Genomic DNA, 19,435 nt, shown 5'->3' on the forward strand with positions numbered 1-19,435 from the left:
GCTTAATCCTTTTGATCAAATCAAGGAAGTACTTTACTTTCATATGTAAATTAAGCACTAAACATTAATTAACTTCCCTGAGCTATCCTGATAGCGAGCATTTAGGTACTATTCAAATCATATGATCATATTATAAATTTCATTTATATATATAAATCTAATCCAACCACCGGGTATCCCCCAGACGCGCTTTCATAATTTCATGGTTATTCACTTTAAAATTACCTGCCGAGGCATTCTGATATTGGGGATCTACGTTTAATCTTTCTGTCACTGTCGCTCCGGCAGTGACATTATTAATATTTGTTCCAAACAGATTGCTGTTTATTATTTCTAAGGTTGCTCCATTCTGCATTCTGTTCGCCTGGTTGGAGGGTTTATTGGTGATGATTGAATTCCTAACCACAGTTTTGCCATTTGCCCTCACATCTACAAACCTACCTCCGTTACAGAAATTATTGATAGTCATATTTTCAAGTATGAATCCTGAAGTGCCTATAAATGCGACATCCGGATCTGCTCTCAACAGCGCCCTAGCACTGTTCCAAATGGAGGAGTTTTTCAGCGTAATACCCGCTACTGATCCTGACCGAAAATCAATAAAATCACCACCCGCATTTCCAAAGTCATAAAGCAAGCTGTTTTCTACTGCCATGCTAAATATTCCCGTCCCCGGTATTGGATCCGGAGCACTTGCTGCACCAACACCCTGGGTAAAAATCAATCCTGATTCTGCCCCGGTCAGTTCGCAATCCGTAATTTCAAGGTGAAATGCATCCGTTACATAAGTAACACCAAACAAGTGTTTATTGTAATCCGTATTAAGAGACGTTTCCGCCCTACTGATACTTTGTATTTTTAAACCAATCAATTTTAAATACCCTACATCTCCAATTATATTAAAATTTCTAAGTTTGATATCCGGCTTAGCACCTTCATCAGAAGCGGCCTGGATCGTCAGGGATTTATTATTGATCAAAATGGTACCATTTTGCAACGCACTGAAATCATATACCGAAGCACCAACTCTAACCACACTGCCTGATGTGGCGGCATTTATTGCAGCCTGTAAATCACCGTATATCCCTCCGTCTACGCTTATAACAGCATTGATATCTATTGTGATAAATCTTATTTCTCCGCGATTTACTTCTCCATCAAAAATCTCAGCGAGATATTCAGTCCTATTCTGATTCAAAACTTCTACACTTGCTTCCCTTGACGCAACCTGTTCCGGGGTGAGAACGACTGTTATTTGTTCCCCGGGGGAAACCGGTGTGAAGGTGATCCGCGTGACCGATCCTTCTGAAGGTTCATTCCATCGTAACAATACCGAACCCACACCAATATGATCATCGGTCAATAACCTAAAAATATTTTCTATCTCATTTGATATAAATAGTACAGAAGTATAAAATGAATTGGTCAGAGGATCAGGATTCAAAGCCCTCACCCGCGCGGCATATGATTCTTCGGATTCTAAATTTTCAAATGTATATTCGAGAAGGCTGGAAGGTATGGTATCGGTTTTTAATACCACACTGAACTCACTATCAGAACCCAGTTGAATCTCATATGAAGTGACTCTGGGATCACTCACCGCATCCCAGGCCAGTATAGCATTTCTGTCTACTTTGGTGATTCCGGCATTTTGGGGCGAAGGAATGGTGTTTAAAGTAAACTCCTCCAGATTCTGACATGATACTATTCCTATCAGGATAATAAATACACCATACAAGAGGGGTCTTTTAATTTTAAAATCAGGATAAATATTGTTCATATTATTTTAGGTTTTTGGATGTATACTCAATCAAACCGTAGTAGTGCGCTTTTTACAGCAGGCTTTTCCTTTTGGATAAGGTGTCTTTATTATTGGCTGATTTTTTCCAGTCGACTTTTTTCTTAGGATCTATTCCATTGATGTACTTTTCTATATTCGTATAGCCATCACCATTTATATCACCATTGGCATCTGAGGGATCATTGGGATTAAGTCCGTATTTTTTCTCCCAAGCGTCAGGTATTCCATCTCCATCTGTATCGGTATAAGGGGTTCCTTTATATTCGGGATATCCACCTACCTGAGCGATATCAGTAATAATCCCCAATTTATAAGAATCTGCAGGCAGTCTTCTGTGCTCAAACTGATAAAATGAGGCTGGATCAAGACCTTCCACATATTCTGCCTCTCCAGACTTCACTGTTCTGATAATTCTTTCATCTACAGGATCTCTACGGGGCCAAGTAGCCCCTGCATTTTCCAATACATATTTATATGCTTCTTCAGTAGGTGAAATATTTAGCTGCGGCATAGGGAAAGGCTTGTAGGATCTTATTCTTGGAAAATAAATTTCTTTTGCTTCCTCAAAAGGGATATTGCCTTCTTTGTTATTCAGCTGTATGCCCCCGTCCCAATTATCCGCAGTTACATTTGCAACACCTTCTACTATATTGCCCTCTACATATGCCCTACCATAAATGGTGGTATCCAGCCGGGTAAGAACAGCGTCCGGTCTCAATATCCTAAACCTTATATCAGAATTTTCAGGAGTGACCGGTCCCGGCTTATAATAGTTGTTGATGATATTGTATTTTGCCATGTAATCTCCACCGTCAGTCGTGCGGTGGTTCCAGTTGAATACTACATTGTTTACAAAATTGAAGATGCCATTCCAGCCAATGGATGGATTTCTTCCGGCATTACTTGCCCATAGGTTTCTCATAAAGGAACAGTTCTCTCCACCAAGTGTGCTTCCCAGGGAATGGTTATAGGTATCCAATCCTTCGGAGAAAATGCTGTTTTGGATAGTAATATTTACAGTACCCCGTTTTTCCGTAGGATAATCTCCACCGGGGCTATACATGTGTCTATAAATCGACATGTTTTCATCAAGGCCCCAGCTAGCGGAAACATGGTCAATCATGATATTGCCCACAGGATTTCCACCTATGGCATCATCTCTTCTTCCTACGAAGGTTTCTCCCCTTCTAAATCTCATATGTCGTATCACTACATCATGGGTATCAATCCACACCGTCTCGCCGGCGACCACTACCCCGTCTCCGGGAGCAGTCTGACCCGCTATAGTGATATAAGGAGCACGGATGATCAGCGGGCTTTCCAATTTGATTATGCCTGCTACATTGAAAACCACTATTCTGGCACCACCTTTTTCGCAGGCCTCCCTTAATGTACCGGGGCCCCGATCCTCTAAACTGGTAACGGTATAAACCTTTCCGCCTCTTCCGCCATAGGAATACATCCCACCTCCTTCAGCTCCGGGAAATGAGGGGATCTCCGCCTGCTCTAAATCAGTAGGCCTGAACGCCCATGGCACATAGGATTTACCCTCAGAAGCTTCTTTTAGAACAATCGGTAATGCTTTTTCCCAGGCTTCATCAGAAAGCCTTTCCGCCTCCTTCATGATGGAGTCGGATTTGGCACGGGCATCAGCAGGTATCTTTGGATACTGTGCCATCGCTGACCCGGTGATGAAACAAAGGGTAAATATTATTAAAGTGTTTTTAATAGTCATATCTGTATTAAAATTTCAGTATTGAGAATATAATTTTTAAGCTCCTTTCATTAATCAGCCACTGGATCAAAGGTGCCATTTTCCCAACCCATAGTCTGTTGCAGAGAAGGACTTCTGTCAAGAATGTTCTGGGGAATACCGAAGAAATTGTAAAGAGGCTGGGGATAATTGATGGCAAATTGCTGATCCTTCACCCATAGCTCCATCGTGAAATATTGATCATATTCCGTATCCATATTAATAGTATTGCGGATGGCAGCAAAGTCAGTGGGGTTAATGCCTGGCTTCAGCCTGGTGATGATACCCATTCTTCTGGTTCCGTTGAGTTTGCCGGCAAATAAATTTCTTCTTCTCAGGTCCCAGTATCTTTTGTTTTCATAAGCCAATTCTATCTGTCTTTCCAGCATCACGGCATCTACCAGTTCTCCACGGCCCATACCCTCCCTTAATCCAAAGTTTCCGTCACCCGGATCTAATCCGGCCCTTTGTCGTATAGCTCTCAGTTCTATATACACAGCATTGGGACGGCCGGTCTCTGCGGCAGCCTCTGCAAGATTTAAAAGCACTTCGGCGAATCTGATCTCCGGCCAGTCAGTATCTGTCTGACCTACGAATGTTTGCTGTATATTTGGATTGACTGCTTTTCTGTTGTAAAATCCGGTGGTGGTGGCACCGGGATTATCTACCGGGGTATTGCCGACATAATAAGTCCATTGCTGCCTTAGGGGATCAGCTCCTGTTACGGTATAGGGAGCTCCATTATAGACTACAGTAGCATAAAATCTTGGATCTCTATCCCTGAAGTAATACACTGAATCGTATCCGGCCCCTTCTTCCTGAATGGATTTGCCATTTTTCATCGGAAAAGCCTTTACAAAATCCCAAGTGGGATTACTTCCGGTTCCTCCCGATCCACCAATCTCTCTTGGCCTTACCGAATTTTCCCAGCCATGAGTCCTTCCGGCATTGAAATCATATAGGCGGGCAAAGATTACTTCCCTGTTTCCTTTGTTTAAAAATACACCGGTGAAATCATTGTGAAGTCCATAGCCATCCTGAAGTAACATTTCCTTTGCCTGAGCATTAGCCTGGTAGGCCGTTTCCCATCTCTCTGAATGATTACCTGGATTAAACTGTGGACTGGCCCAGAATAGCAATAACCTTCCTTTAAAGGCGGCAGCCGCACCCCTCGTTATTCTACCGATCTGGTCATTGGGCCAGCTGGCCGGAAGAACCGCCATCGCTTCATTCAGGTCGGCTACCATAATTTCAAAACTTTCCCGTGTCGGATTTCTAGGAATATCCACCTGGTCCTGATAGGGGTCCTGGGGTCTCAATACCATGGGCACACCTCCATATAATCTGACCAGATTCCAATAGTCAAATGCCCGGAGAAACAACATTTGCCCCCTTAATCGACCCTTGGCCTCTTCTGACAGTGTGCCTCCTTCCAAAGCCTCCAATCCTATATTGATGTTCCTGATCCTATTATAGTAATTGACCGAATATAGATCTACCGAATTGGCGGTAAGATTGCCGTACATATGGTCATTGGCCCCGGGAGACTCATCTGAAAAACCTGAATTAGTCCCAAAACCTACACCCGGTAAGCTGACTTCATACAACCTGTTTACATAAAGAGTAGCGGACTGTTCATTATCCCAAATAAAAGGGCCCACTGCAGTTACATCCGGTACATCTAGTATATCTCCACAAGCCCAGACCAATGCACAACTTAAAATTATTATATATTTCTTCATCATATTTCGCTTTTTAAATTGTAATGTTCAAACCAAAGTTAAGGGTACGCAACGTGGGATAAGTGTCAAATCTGGATAAGGTTGGATCCTTATAATCAAATGGATTGATGATCCTCCAAAGGTTACGACCCGTAAAATAAACCCTCAGCTGAGGCACGTTTAATCTTTCGGCAAGGTGACTGGGCAAGCTATAGGATACGTTGACGATATTAAGGTTCATGGTAGTCCCATCCCTCATCCAAAAGGTAGAGCGTCGATCCTCTCCACCATACAGAGCAGGCCGGGGAAATGCCGCATTCGGATTCTCGGGAGACCAGTGATCTGCCCAGAAGGCAGGCATATTCAACATGCTATTGGCTGCCGGTGGTCTATAGGACTGTTGGTCATAAAATACTTTAGTACCTATGCCACTTACCCCTAATTGGGTATCCACCCTAATGCCCTTATAATTGGCACCCAAATTAAGGGAAAAGCCTATAGAAGGGACTGCAGGAGCTATCATTCTCAAATCATTGACGTCGATCACACCATCCGGCTCATCTGAATAATCCGGTCCTCCTACATCCTGATACATCATCATACCCAGCTCCGGAGCTCTACCAAAAATCGTCAGTCCCGGAGTCTGTTCTAAAATTAAATCCAGTTGTTCCTGGGTCCTGATAATACCTATGGCAGTAAGTCCATCTTCACCGCCGCGCATTCTTCCCATTTCATCTCTCCAGGTACCGATCACCGCCTCGTTTTGAAAAATTTCAAGGACATTGTTTCTGTTCCATCCCCCCACTAATCCTATGCTGTATCCAAAATCTCTTCCGATGTTATCGGCATATGTCACTGATGCATCAAAGCCCATTCCCTCCATTCTGCCATAGTTTTCTGCAGGCATATTGTTCACGCCCACATTGGCCGGCAAAGAGGACGCTCGGGTGCCTAGAATATCAAACGTATATCTATAAAATCCATCTAATCCAACTTTCAGGTTGTTGGCCAACAGCATATCTATACCGGCATTGAAAAATCTGGTCTTCTCCCAGGTCTGGCCGGAGAGGATCAGGCCATTGTTACGTGGGTTTAGTCCATTGGTCACGCCGCTACCGCCCAGGTAAGCACCGCCTTGTTGGCCGTAACTGTATTCCCACTGTCGGGCACTAATAGCATCATTGCCCAGAAGACCACCGGAAACCCTGAATTTCATGTCCTGTATGAAGTTGATATTGTCTTTAAAAAATCTTTCGTCAGATATCCTCCAACCCAGTGATAGAGAAGGGAAGAAACCCCATCTGTTTTCCGGTGCAAACCTGACTGAACCTTCATATCTAAAGGAACTTTCCATCAGATACTTCCCCGCATAAGAATAATTTACCCTTCCAACATAACTTAAACGGGCATTGTTCTCCGCCCAACCATTTGTGGCATCTTGTGCTTCCGCAAAGCCCGGCTGCAGGTCAAAACCGGGAATTAACTGATTTTCCCGCATGGCTCTAAAGCCGTTAGATTCAGATTCGGCTACTTCATATACCACCAATGCATTTACATCATGAAGTCCGAAACTTCTGGCGTAAGAAGCACTGCCGTTAAGTTGATAATTTTTTATATAATTATAATCTTCCTGGAGTCTTTCCTGATTATTGATCCTGGTGCTACCAATAGGTACATTAGAAATTAAATTGCCATTACTGCCGACCATCATGAAATCATATAAATCATAGTTTTTTCTTAATTGGTTAACATAGGCATGTCCTTCAGCCTGATTATAGGCTATTCTCAGTTTCAATCCCTGAATGATTGGAACTCTATATTCCAAAGCAGCATTTAGTACTAAATTGCTTCCTGTATTTTGTATTCTGCTGTCCCGTTTATTAATTTCAATAGGGTGAGACGCTATAGCTCCACCATATCTCACCGGTAAGCCATTTACATAGGGAGGAATCCACCTTGGCGTTCTTATTAAACTCTCGAAAGCGCCATTTAAAGTATTGGGATTTCCATCTTCTCTATTGAAAGGCCTGGTATCTTTTCTGGTATCCCCACTTAGGGTAAGTGAGGCAGTAAGATTATCCGTAATGTCTGCATCGATCCCCATTCTCAGAGAATATTTATTCAGGTCTGTCCCGGGCAGGTTGGCATCTTCATTATAATAGGAACCTCCTCCGAAATACCTGACTCGGTTGCTTCCACCACTTACATTCAATGTGTGCCGGGTGACCATGGAACTCTGCCAAGCATAATCCATCCAGTTGTAATCGTAATTTCTAAAAGCTTCCAGCTCATCCGGGGCATATACCCCTATTCCTTGGGCAAAATCATCAGGGGAATAAATCCTTCGCTGATTATTTCTAAAAACACCCTGGTCATAAGCACTGAGCATTTCTGGAAATGAGGTGGCATCCGATAAACCTACAGATCCCGAATAACTGATCCGTGCTTTTCCTTCTTTACCCCTTCTGGTTTGTACCAATACCACCCCTCCTGAACCACGGGCGCCATAAACGGCAGCCGCTGCATCTTTAAGTACTGATACACTTTCCACCTCAGTAGGATCCAGTACATCAAATGCTGCCTGATCTCTTATAAAACCATCAATTACAAAAAGTGGCGGTTCCTGATTCCAGGTACCTGTACCTCTGATATTAATGGCTGATGTTGTACCCGGCCTGCCGGTAGGACCTCCCACATTTACACCCGCCATCCTACCCTGAAGTAAAGTAGACATGTTGGCAGCCGGTATATCTACGAGTTTTTCTGTGGTGATGCTTTCCACCGCCCCCAAGAGGTTGGCTCTTTTTTGCTCCCCATACCCTACTACAATAACTTCATCTAAAGAAGCATCATCCAATGTTAAAGTCACAGAAAAAGTAGTCTGGTTTCCTACTACTATCCGCTCGGTGACAAAACCTATAAATGTAATTAATAATACGGCATCATCATTTGCTTCTATTGTAAATTCACCTAGTGCGTTTGTAGCTACACCTATACTAGTCCCTTCTATTCTTACTGTAGCACCGGGAAGCGGTTCGCCTTCATCATCATATACTACACCGGTGAGGGTGACCCGGGCCTGTATGGCTTTTTGATTGGGATTGGTCATTCTTTTTACACTTATCCTTTCATTTACCTGCTGAAAGGAAAGCTTATGAGAAGAGGACAATAGTAACAAAACCGACTCCAGCGACTGGTTCTCTGCTTTAAAGCTCACCGGGTGCAGATCTGTAATTTGGTTCTTATCATATACAAATGAAAAATCAGTTTTTGCCTTAATGGCGTCAAAGACTTCAGGAAGTGTAGCACCTTCAAAATAAAAACTGACAAAAACCTTCTTTAAATCCTTAGAGGCCTGATTGTGTAACATTTCTGCATGAAGTATTTGGATAGTTCCAATTATTATAAACATTCCTAAAAAAAATACTTTCCAAATTTTGTAATAGTGGTAAAATTTTATTTCCATTGTGCTATTATTTTGGTTATTGGACTTGGGTTTTATTTATTTTAATCAAGAGAAAATCTTCTTTCTTACCCTTTTATTAGATTCTTTATTACTACTTGAAGTTCACCTGTACGTTCTTACCCTGAATTTCAAAATCGAAACCCAGGGAATACCCTATACTTCTTAATACATTTTCAAGATTATCCTTTTTGAATTCGCCGGACACGAAATAATCGTTCAAATTGAATTTGCCTGTAATGGTAATATCCACACCGTACCACCTTTCTAAATCCTTCACCACTTCAGGAAATGGGGCTTTTTCAAAAAGTAAAATGCCTTGAAGCCATAGATCCGCTTTTTTTAGATCAAACTGACTCTTTTTAAAATTATCAAATGTTAATGTAATGGCTTCTCCAGGGATTAGATAAACCATATCATTTAATACTTCAGGATTTTTGTTCTCTACACTTACCTTACCTGAGACCAGTTTTACTTCAGAAGTATAATCTTCTGAATATGATTTAATATTAAATGAAGTTCCTAAGGCAACAGTGGTCAGGTTGCCGCTCATTACTTTAAATGGGAGTTCTTTATTAGGTGAAACTTTAAAAAATGACTCTCCTATAAGTTCTATATCTCTGTGAGTGATTCCAAATCCATCACGGATCCGTAGTTCACTGGCAGCATTCATAAATACTATCGAGCCATCGGATAGCCGAACCCTTTTTTTCTCCCCCATCTGGGTGCTTTTAGTTATATAATCTAAGCCTAAGCCTTCACTTGCTTTTATAGATTTAGAATTGAAAGGATTGCCTACTATATTATATAATATACCTCCGGACAATAGGAAGATGAAAAATACAGAAGCTATCTTTAAGATACTTTTGAATGTTTGATTAGGCCTGGTCTTAAGTATTTTACTTCGAATATTATCCGGTTTGCTGATGGGAATGATTTCATCATTTACTTCTTCATTCAGGATATCTGAAATTCTGGAAAATACCATTTCCTGTTTTTCGTCCTCCCACTCATCAATATCCTCATTCAGTTTAAACAATATATCTTTTGCCTGAAGCATAAGGTCAATTTTATCAGGATTCTCATTTTGCCAATTATTCCAGAAGAGGCTCCTGAAATTACTGTCACTGAACACCCACTCCTTAAAGGATGGGTCTTCTAAAAAATCTTCTATTTGTGAATATTGCTTTTTCAATTTCTATGGCTTTTATAGTAATAAGGGTAAAAGCCATACTGAATCTCATCACTACATATGAAAAATATTTTAAATTTTCACTTTTATTAAAAATAACTGACAATTGTAAATTACTTAGCAGTATAAATCAGTGTTTGTTAATGAATCGTTACTTAATTTTATAATTATTATTTTTGTGTTAGGAAAGAACCCATGTATTTAAAAAAAAATGATCCGGATGGTCATTCTGGTTTATTATCCAATCCATGAGTTTTGTATTTGAAAAATATGTCTATTAAAAAGAAAGAGAAAATTGAGATACTCCAAGATTCGTCTCATTCTCTGTAAGGGAAAAAAAGCCTCATTTTTTTCTAAAAATGAGGCGGAAAGCATGATAATTAATATAATTTTATAGTAGGCATACTTTGTAGGCTTATCATTGATTTCCTCAGATGATGCAGCTCTCAATTTTATAACTTCTTCCAACAACTCATTTAGGAGTTCCCTTTTACCTTCTTCTGATGCTGTGGCTTCCATTTTTTCAACATATAGATTAGTTAATTTAGCTTCCGGAGAATTCTTTCTGGCTTCAGATATTTCATGTCTGTGCTTCTCAAATTCCAGCATGTGTGTTAATTTCCCCATATCCATTTCTTTTACTTCGGTCTCACTTAATGGCAGGGGCACTATTCCATATTCCTTATACTGATCAATAAGGTTGGAAATTTCTCGTCTCTTGGCATCTACCAACTCATCATCAGTGTTTTCAGTGATGGAGGAATTACAGGCAATAAATCCAAATATCAAAAGGGCAGATAGAAAGGTTTTTGTTATATATTTCATATTCATATTATTTAGAATGGCATTTAATTGAACACGCTATTGGAAAAATCTATTAATAGTATGAAAATCTTATAGTTACAATATACGATTAATTAATTAGTGATCATGCTCAAATTCAATTATAAACTAAAGTTTGAGATACTTTGAAATTCGTGCACATAAAAAATCTTATCAATATTAATGATCATTTATATTTATATTGATAATCCTTGGTGGTAAGCCCCTGTTTCATTGACTTCATGGCTTTCATGACCAGGTTGTAAAGAGAAGGTACCTGCATCTGCATCATGACCGCAATTTCTTCATAACTGAGGTTCATAAAATATTTTAGATAAATCGCTTCCTTCTGCCGTTCAGTCAATTCCCCTATTGCCTTGTGAAGCTCAGCATCTTTCTCTTCCTGTACATCTACCAAATTCTCAAGATGTGAAGTTTCAAACATTGTCTCAGGAATACTTTCCAGATTTTCGTTTTTTCTCAGATTGACCATTCTTCTAACCAGTTCACGGCGAAAGGAGGTTAAGAGATAGAATTTTATGGAACTGATGATATTTATTTTATCCCGATTGTGCCATAGCTCTAAAAATGAATCCTGGATGACATCTTCCACCAACTCTTTGTCCTGTGAAAATTTTTGCCCGTACCGGAATAAATCTTTGGAATAAATACGGAACACATAACTAAAGGCAGTCCTGTCATTGGATGCTATCAAATGCCATAATTGGGCATCGTTAAGTTCTTTATAATTCATGGTGTCGGGATTTTGGGTCAAAACTATCTTCCCCGATAAGATTTATGTACTTTTTATTAAACTACGAAAAGTAGATGAACTAATAATTACTAAAACCAAATCTAATTTTAACAAGAGAGTTTATAACAAAATTAGTCTATTTCTTAATACAACTCTCCTGCACTTACCTGTAGTGATGTGATTTTCAAATAAATATGGGGCTGAATTCCATAAAAGGCATATATTAACCTCATTAAAAAAGTAAAGGTGTAAATGATAAAATTTTATCACTTACACCTTAATTTTATATTAAGCCAAATGCTAGAAAGCAATTCTATACAGCAATCTACTGTCCCGCAGAAAAGTCAAAATACAAATCCATTACCTTACTCCTTAATCTCCAATCATCATAGGGGCCATAATCAAAGAAAATATTCTTTCTGCCGGATGGTCCTAGATTTTCCGCCTCATTTGATTTAGTACCGATAGCAGGTATTGCCTGCATAAAGGAAATATCTCCATTGGGAAATGGCGGGGCTGTCCTTTCAAAAATTTCTTCGGGCTGGGCAGGTGTAAACAAACGGAGGAAAACATCTTCGCTGGAAGTAGCTACGGTAAATGCCTGCTCCTTGGATTCTATTTTAGCCCAATATAGATTGGCATGATAACCTTTGAACTCAGGATAGATTAATGGCGGTACACCGGTGATCGTATTATTGTAATCTTTCTGGTGAACGGCCATTTCCACGCCCTGCATCCTGTTTTTCCATACCCGGTAAGGTCCCCTACCCAACCATTGAATTCCTTTGACCAGCTCTTCGGGATAATTAAAGTCCACTCCCATATAATGAAAGTCTACATCATATTCTTTGGGAACATAGTAAATATTCAGCTTGGCCATACCGGATGGAAAAAAAGTCCATGTAAATTCCTTCATTCTGGATTCCTTGCCAAAGGAACTGGTGATGTGCAGCGTATCGCCTTCCATTCGGGTTTTCAGTGATTCAAATATCACCTCCCCGGCACTTAAAGAAGGCCCTCCTACGAATGGAATTTCTCCATTTGAATTCACCACCTTTTCAAGGATACCGTTATTTTTCCCTATGGTATATTCTATGGACCCGGCCTGTACTATCAGTGAATTTCCTGTCTCAGTCATGGTTACCGCCCTGCCATCTTCTTTTCTATTCATCATTACAGCTATTACATCTTCAGGCAAAGTAATAGGCCAACTTTTTTCGTATAGGTCTTTTCCAAATTTGTCTGTAGCCGTGACATATAATACATCATAATTAAACCAGTCTGCAGGCATATCCAATTTGATCTTACCCTTATGACCGGGCTCTACTGAGGGTGCCGCCGCTGTTCCGGAAACTTCCTCTTCATTTTGTAGGCCGTTTGGAAGGGGCATTTTGGCCAATCGCCAACTAAAAGAACATTCTTCCAGATTGGTGAAAAAATAGCGGTTCTCTACATTTAAACTGCCATCAAACCACTTTGTAATGTCAATATTTTCAAACCGCACCGGAGACCAAATGTCTTTTATAGCGAAAAAACTACCTTCCTTTTCATGAAAAGGCCCCACTATCCCATCAGGAGCAGCTGAACCGTAGGTGTCAATTTTGCCATCCTGATCAGTACGGACTACTCCCTCATCAGCAAAGACCCAAAGAAAGCCACCGGCCGCTCTGGGTTTGTTCCACATGAGTTCCCAGAAGTCATGTAAGCCGGCACCACTTCCTCCATCGTACAGGCCATGTAAAAACTCTGTAGGAAAGACTATTTTATGTCCATGCCAATAAGTACCTGAACCATAATCATATCCCCGGTAATGCTGGGTGGCCATCCCGTTAAAAGGCTGCCATGGATGGACGACCTCTCGGTTTTGAATATCATACTCAGCATATAGGGGGACCAGATCGTAATTATGGCCACTCTCATTGCCGTTGGTCCACAGTACTATAGAGGGATGGTTAACGTCACGCGTCACCATCTGCTTTACCAGCCTGCTGCCTACTTCTGTATCATAGGCGTCATGCCATCCGGCTAACTCATCCAGCACCATCATCCCCAAAGAATCGCATACATCCAAAAAGTGAGTATCCGGAGGATAGTGGGACATTCGGACTGCATTCATATTCATCTCCTGCATTAACTTGACATCTTCAATGCTCCTGGTTTTATTGGATGCCCGCCCGGTGGTTGGCCAGAAAGTGTGACGGTTGACCCCTTTAAATTTAATCTTTACTTCATTGACATATATACCATCACGGTCTCTTTTTTCCACTGTCCTAAAGCCAAAACGGGTATCCATTTCATGTACAGGATTCCCTCTGGCATACAAGGTAAATTTCACTTTATATAAATTGGGATCCTCCGGATTCCAGGTCTTAATATCATCAATCACCGACTGCAAGGATACTTTATCAGAACCCTTCGACACTTTACCGGAAAAGGATTCTCCCACAGGCTTATTGTCCAATGTCATCACCTGAGCCGTTACCTGGTCTGCGCGACCTATATTATGGAGAAAAACTTCCGCGTTCAAAGTACCATTTGCCTGGGCATCCACTGCTACGCGACGGATATTTTGGGTGGGCTTGGCTTCTAGGTAGACGGGTCTGAATATGCCTCCGAATATCCAATAGTCTGCATGCCTTTCGGCTTTGTTTATGGAAGTATTGGCAGAATGCTTCGCCACACGCACTTCCAATAAATTGGATTTTCCATAATTCAATAGTCTGGAAATATCATAATCGAAACGATAATAAGCCCCCTGATGGATTTTTCCGGCAAGCTTTCCATTGATTTTTACTTCCGTATCGGTCATGGATCCTTCAAATACAATTTTGACCTGCATGTTTTTCCAATCATTTGGAACATCAAAATTATATTTGTACAGGCCTTCTTCCTTGCCCCTTTCTTCATCCTTGGCATGTCCATAATTGTATTTACCAAATCCGAACAGCTCCCAATTGGATGGCACAGGGATCGTCGTCCATTCTCCGGATTTGTTTCCTTCAGTACAAAAGAATTCCCAGTCAACGGTATCATCACTACCTGTCCCGGAGAGATATTTTATTTGTGTTTGTTGGGCATCAGCACAAAACCACCCCAAAGAGAATAATAGGATAAGAAATTTCTTTTGGAATACAGGACTCATGTTTTTAAACATCTACTTAAAGGATTATTATTTTAATTGATTGGTCTAATGGAAGTAAGTTTTTATATTATCAAAATTTTAATTAACTGTCAGAGCCACTTTTCTTTCCATTCCGGAAACTCCTTCTCCAAAAGTTTTTCAGCATAATTACCAAGGTAACTGTAACCCACTCTCCGTTCATGCTCTATCTCTGCAAGATTATATTTGATTTTACTATCCCTTCCTACAAACATAGGCCTATTGGTGCCGATTTCATAAAATCTGGCCCAAAGTGGCCCGGCATTAGGATCCTCTACCACTACCCTATCATAGCCTTTAGGCAATGATTTGTCAGGCTCCTGTACCACTTTAATGCCTTCAATTTTAACCTCATCAAACCAGTCTACTGCACTTTGGATCGATTTTTTAACTGCTGGATCAGGATTTTCTATACCCATCAGAAATCTTACTACACCCACACTTTCACCTCCGCTGATAGATGGCAACTCGTATGCCCGCGCTTTGGCAGGACTTAGGTCTTCCCTGCGGTGCTGGGCACACCAGGCTGTCAGTTTCCCATCTACTTCTATCTGGGCTTTCAATATGACTTCCACACCCTTGTCAATTGCTTCTCTGGCCCGGTTTTTTAGTGTCTCATCAACAAAGGTGTAAGGCTCATTTTCTTCTACTACATCTCTTAATACTTCCATCACGCCTATCATGGCATGATCATTAAAAGTTATATGCTCATAATATCCCTTTCTCTCAGGGTAATATTGGGCCCATCCACCGTTATCATATTGCGCTTCAAGTATATAGTTGAAGCCATCGATGAAACCTTTTTTAAATTCTTCTTTTCCGGTAGCATTATAAACCTTAGCCAAATACCTCATCTGGGTATGGGTAGCATTATTATCTATAGTGGTTCCGACTAGTTTCTTTTTTTCATTTTTGAGCCTGGTTTTTTCCTTGCTACTTAATACTGTGGCCATGTTTATATTCTTAAACCAGCCTCCATTATCTTTTTGATATAGCAAGACATTTTCCGCGATTCTTACCGCTTCATCGCTGCCATACCATTCAGGCTGTTGACGCTGGGCCTCTCTCCAAGAAACGATGGATGCAGACTGCGCTTGGATCGTCCCAATAGCACTGCAAAAAATTACCAGTAAGGAAATGTTTATTTTAAGTATATAAGTCATATGTCCTATTTTACGCATGTTTAAATTATTTTATGTATATCCCCTTCTTTACCAATAATGACGCTGAATAAAGAATGCCATGGTTAAAATTAAAATTTTACGTTCTTCCGTCTTCCCTGCCTGCAGGCAGGCAGGGATCTCGTAAAACAAAGGAATATTGGCTTATGGCATTATTCCCGTTAACCATATTAAATAATTTATCTTTTAAATACTTCCTTATTCCACTCCTTAGGGGCCGATGGTTTGGTACTTTTGAAACGGATATCATCACTTAGTTCACCTTCTATTTCTGTGTAAAGCTCTCCACCCGGTACATCAAATTGTACCTCTTCAAACAGGATGTCTCTGGCATCCAAGAAATACATCATACTGTCCTGGGCGGTAATGTTTACATGACGCAGCACCATACCGTCGACATCATGTGCTGTAAATAGCTTCTTACTGTTTATCTCTGCATGCTCCAATAAGAAGTTTTTCAGAGGCGTTTCCGGGATTCCGGTCACATTGATGAAGGCTGATGCATTTTCAACGATGATGTTCCGTGCGGTTATATGTTGGAATTCAGGAGTCAATTGATCTCTTTCTCTTGGCGGATATCTTTCTGCCAATTCGCCTACGTACATCGCACTGCCCAACATATCCCATCTAAAGGCTGTATGCCTTAGATTCATACGGATTCTTTCATAGGTCAGGTTTTCACCTCCCCCGCCACGCGGCCTTCTGGTTTTAAACCGGATTCCTACGCCGGTATTATCAAAAACACAGTCATGCACGTACAGATTTCTGATCATTCCCGCCGTTTCACTTCCTACAGTGATTCCGCCATGGCCTTCCTGCGCCAAACAATAACGGACCACGACATTTTCAGTAGGTTTATTTACCCTTATCCCATCTTCCCCTCTACCGGCTTTCATGGTAAAACAATCATCACCATTGTTCAAAGTTGAGTATTCAATCAATACATTCTTGGAGGATTCAATGTCTATCCCGTCCCCTCTAGGTATCCCCACAGAATTAACGGTGACACCCCGGATAATCACCCCATCACAATATACCGGTACAATATTCCAAAAGGCGGTCTTCTCCAAAGTAATGCCTTCTATATACACATTGGTAGAGTTGGTGGGAGAGATGAACATAGGCAGGAATATGGACTCCCCATCATATCCTTCATAGATTCTCTCGGAAACAGGCTTGTCCAAGGGTACAAAATTTTCAACCACATCCTCAGTCATCATCTGATCCTTTACAGGGCCATCTGCTGGGCCATATAAGGTGCCTTTGCCGGTGATGGCTATATTATCAGCTTCAAAAGCATAAATGCAAGCGCCAAGTGACATCACTTCAACGCCTTCATGTCGGGTAAAAACAGCCGGTCGATAATCGGCTAATTCCCCACTGAAATATACCTCAGCTCCTTCAGCAATATGAAGGTTAACATTACTTTTCAGTATGATCCTACCGGTTTTCCATTTGCCTTTTGGTATGAGTACAGTCCCTCCTCCGGCAGTATTGACCTCCTCTATAGCAGACTGTATATGGGCGGTCACTTTCTTCCCGTTCCGTGCGCCTTTATCTGCAATATTTACAGTAAAGTCCGGAAAAACAGGTTTTTTGAATTCTGGCATGTCGAAAGGAGCATTTACTGGCGCTATTTCATCCGGCATATTTAGTGCCCCCACTTCTGATATATGCGGAATTCGGTCTAATTCATTTATACTAGAATCATCCTGAACCGATGTATCACAAGCCATTACGCTCAAGGATAAAAACATCAGTAAGAGATAATTTTTAGAATTGGACTTTACTTTTTGAATAGGGGTTGTCATTTTCGTTTATTAAAATTTTCATAGCTAAACTGATTATTCCAGCTAAAGGAGTAAAATACAAGGAACATACCCGGAAACTGTCCTGAACATTCCTGATAAGCCGAAATCTAAAAGATTTAATCCTTAATCCGCTGTATTCTGAGCGCTATGTATTTTTGGCCTGGAAGGGATATGACAGCATTGTCTTTATCCCTCACTTTATATCCGTCACCTTCCAAAGGTACCACTTCAAATACCTGATCTACCGGCACTACGGTCATCCCCCAGGTATCAATAATCTCTACCTTGAATTTTGCTCCGGATTTCAATTCTTTGTTGGGAAGGACAAAAGCCCAATCCTCCAGCGCTTCTTCACCAAAATAAATCAGATAATATAGCCCAGCTTTACCGGCCATATTCAATTCATAATACTGATCTATTGGGTTCCACTTCCAAGGTTTATCCGCCATAAGGTTCTTCATGAATTCGATCCTGGCAGGACTTTCACCTATAAGCGTTCCCCCATGGGAAATCCAATCACTTTCTTCATAAGATTCTCCATGGGTGGCATAAGCTCCTCCAATGGCAGCATTCCAAAATCTGAAGACCAGCTCTTCTGCAGAAATCCTTCCCCATCGTTTTTCGATATCCCCTTCATAATTTATCTCATCATGAACAATAGGTTTTCTATAAATGTCTCTTAAAAGTGGACTGACACCCGGAACCCTTACCGCATTATAATACTGTAAACTTACGTGAGTGACCCAAGGCCGGTTATAGTCATAGATCCGCCCGGCATTGTGAATAGATCTCAAGTGCCCATACGGATCTTTTTCTTGTACCTCTTTAAAAAGAATATCCCAATCTTCATCATCGAGGTCTTTGATAAAACTGTTTTCGTTAGCCAGACTCCACCAAATATTTTTATAAGCAGCATATCGGGCCATCATGTACCGGACATACCTCAGGTTATTCTCCATTCCCATCATATCAAAACCCCATTTGCCTTTATCATAGGGATGGAAAAGCACCAGATCAGCTTCCACTCCTATCTCATTTAGTCGGGTAATACACTCATCCAGGTTTTTAAAGAACTCGGGATTGAACCGGGTAAAGTCCCAATCCTCTTTACCGGTGTCCTCAAATGGATAATCCTTTAGGTGCAGTTCACCTCCGTCTATATATTTTTCTTTGTGAGGAGGAATTGCCAAAAATCTGGCTTTATTAAAGGGATTGTTTTTCAATGTTTCTATGGTAGCGGCTTTAGTGCTTTCATTTTGGAAAGTCCATTCGTAAATTGTGGTCCCGAATGGCATAAATTCCGTTCCATCCTCATATTCAAAATGGTATTGTTCCGCCACTTTTACCCGACCATGATTCTCAGATCCCGCAGGTGTGCAAAAGAACTCTCCTTCATTTCCCTCTAATTCTTCTTGATTGCTAAAAGTTTTGTAAGTCCAGGTGCCTTCCCTGGTAGGCATAAATCTAATTTTAAAAACGCCATTCCCATCATAAAAGCCTTCGGGACTGAAGGTAGTATCTTTATGAAAAAATACAGCGTGTAAGTCTGTTTCCAAAAAGGGATTACCTACGTCAGATCCCTCTAGAACGAGCTCAAAAACTCCCCATTTCTCCACCTCCTCTTGTGCCATCAAAACACCATAAGAGCTAATGAAAATAAGAAGAAGGATTTTTAGGAATTTCATATTGGTTTGTTTTTTTAAGTAGGTATTCAATGGCATAAAAAACCTTCGGAAACCTGTAATCAAAAGAAATTCTTTTGGTGTAAACTAGGCCA

11 protein-coding genes are annotated in these 19,435 nt (G+C 40.8%); all 11 read right to left on the reverse strand.

Going from position 1 to position 19,435, the window contains the following annotated elements:
• Nucleotides 1–157 precede the first annotated feature (157 nt).
• Nucleotides 158–1,780 (reverse strand): DUF5123 domain-containing protein, encoded by a 1,623-nt coding sequence (locus EL17_RS10050; protein WP_035073236.1) that lies wholly within the window; start codon nt 1,778–1,780, stop codon nt 158–160.
• A gap of 52 nt (nt 1,781–1,832) precedes the next feature.
• Entirely contained in the window at nt 1,833–3,479 is a 1,647-nt protein-coding gene (locus EL17_RS10055) for a polysaccharide lyase (protein ID WP_316932656.1), read from the reverse strand.
• 107 nt (nt 3,480–3,586) lie between these two features.
• Entirely contained in the window at nt 3,587–5,299 is a 1,713-nt protein-coding gene (locus tag EL17_RS10060; RefSeq protein ID WP_084166174.1) for a RagB/SusD family nutrient uptake outer membrane protein, read from the reverse strand.
• A 10-nt stretch (nt 5,300–5,309) separates the two neighbouring features.
• The gene (locus tag EL17_RS10065) at nt 5,310–8,645 is read right to left on the reverse strand and encodes a SusC/RagA family TonB-linked outer membrane protein (protein ID WP_164675035.1); all 3,336 of its coding nucleotides are present in this window, start codon (nt 8,643–8,645) and stop codon (nt 5,310–5,312) included.
• Between the two features lie 187 nt (nt 8,646–8,832).
• A complete protein-coding gene (locus EL17_RS10070) occupies nt 8,833–9,933 on the reverse strand; it encodes a FecR family protein (RefSeq protein ID WP_035073245.1) in 1,101 nt (366 codons plus the stop codon).
• Nucleotides 9,934–10,167: 234 nt separating this feature from the next.
• The gene (locus tag EL17_RS10075) at nt 10,168–10,755 is read right to left on the reverse strand and encodes a hypothetical protein (RefSeq protein WP_164675036.1); all 588 of its coding nucleotides are present in this window, start codon (nt 10,753–10,755) and stop codon (nt 10,168–10,170) included.
• A 184-nt stretch (nt 10,756–10,939) separates the two neighbouring features.
• The gene (locus EL17_RS10080) at nt 10,940–11,506 is read right to left on the reverse strand and encodes an RNA polymerase sigma factor (RefSeq protein WP_035073251.1); all 567 of its coding nucleotides are present in this window, start codon (nt 11,504–11,506) and stop codon (nt 10,940–10,942) included.
• A gap of 325 nt (nt 11,507–11,831) precedes the next feature.
• A complete protein-coding gene (locus EL17_RS10090) occupies nt 11,832–14,648 on the reverse strand; it encodes a glycoside hydrolase family 2 protein (protein ID WP_035073514.1) in 2,817 nt (938 codons plus the stop codon).
• 89 nt (nt 14,649–14,737) lie between these two features.
• Entirely contained in the window at nt 14,738–15,847 is a 1,110-nt protein-coding gene (gene pelA / locus EL17_RS10095) for a pectate lyase (protein ID WP_051719921.1), read from the reverse strand.
• A 179-nt stretch (nt 15,848–16,026) separates the two neighbouring features.
• Nucleotides 16,027–17,658 (reverse strand): glycoside hydrolase family 28 protein, encoded by a 1,632-nt coding sequence (locus tag EL17_RS10100; RefSeq protein ID WP_240485967.1) that lies wholly within the window; start codon nt 17,656–17,658, stop codon nt 16,027–16,029.
• 116 nt (nt 17,659–17,774) lie between these two features.
• Nucleotides 17,775–19,343 carry a DUF5060 domain-containing protein gene (locus tag EL17_RS10105; protein WP_164675037.1) on the reverse strand — a complete coding sequence of 523 codons (1,569 nt, stop codon included), beginning with the start codon at nt 19,341–19,343 and terminating at the stop codon, nt 17,775–17,777.
• Between the last annotated feature and the right edge of the window lie 92 nt (nt 19,344–19,435).

Origin of the sequence: Anditalea andensis (genome assembly GCF_000714815.1) — a bacterium.
In the GTDB taxonomy this organism is placed as follows: Bacteria; Bacteroidota; Bacteroidia; order Cytophagales; family Cyclobacteriaceae; genus Anditalea; species Anditalea andensis.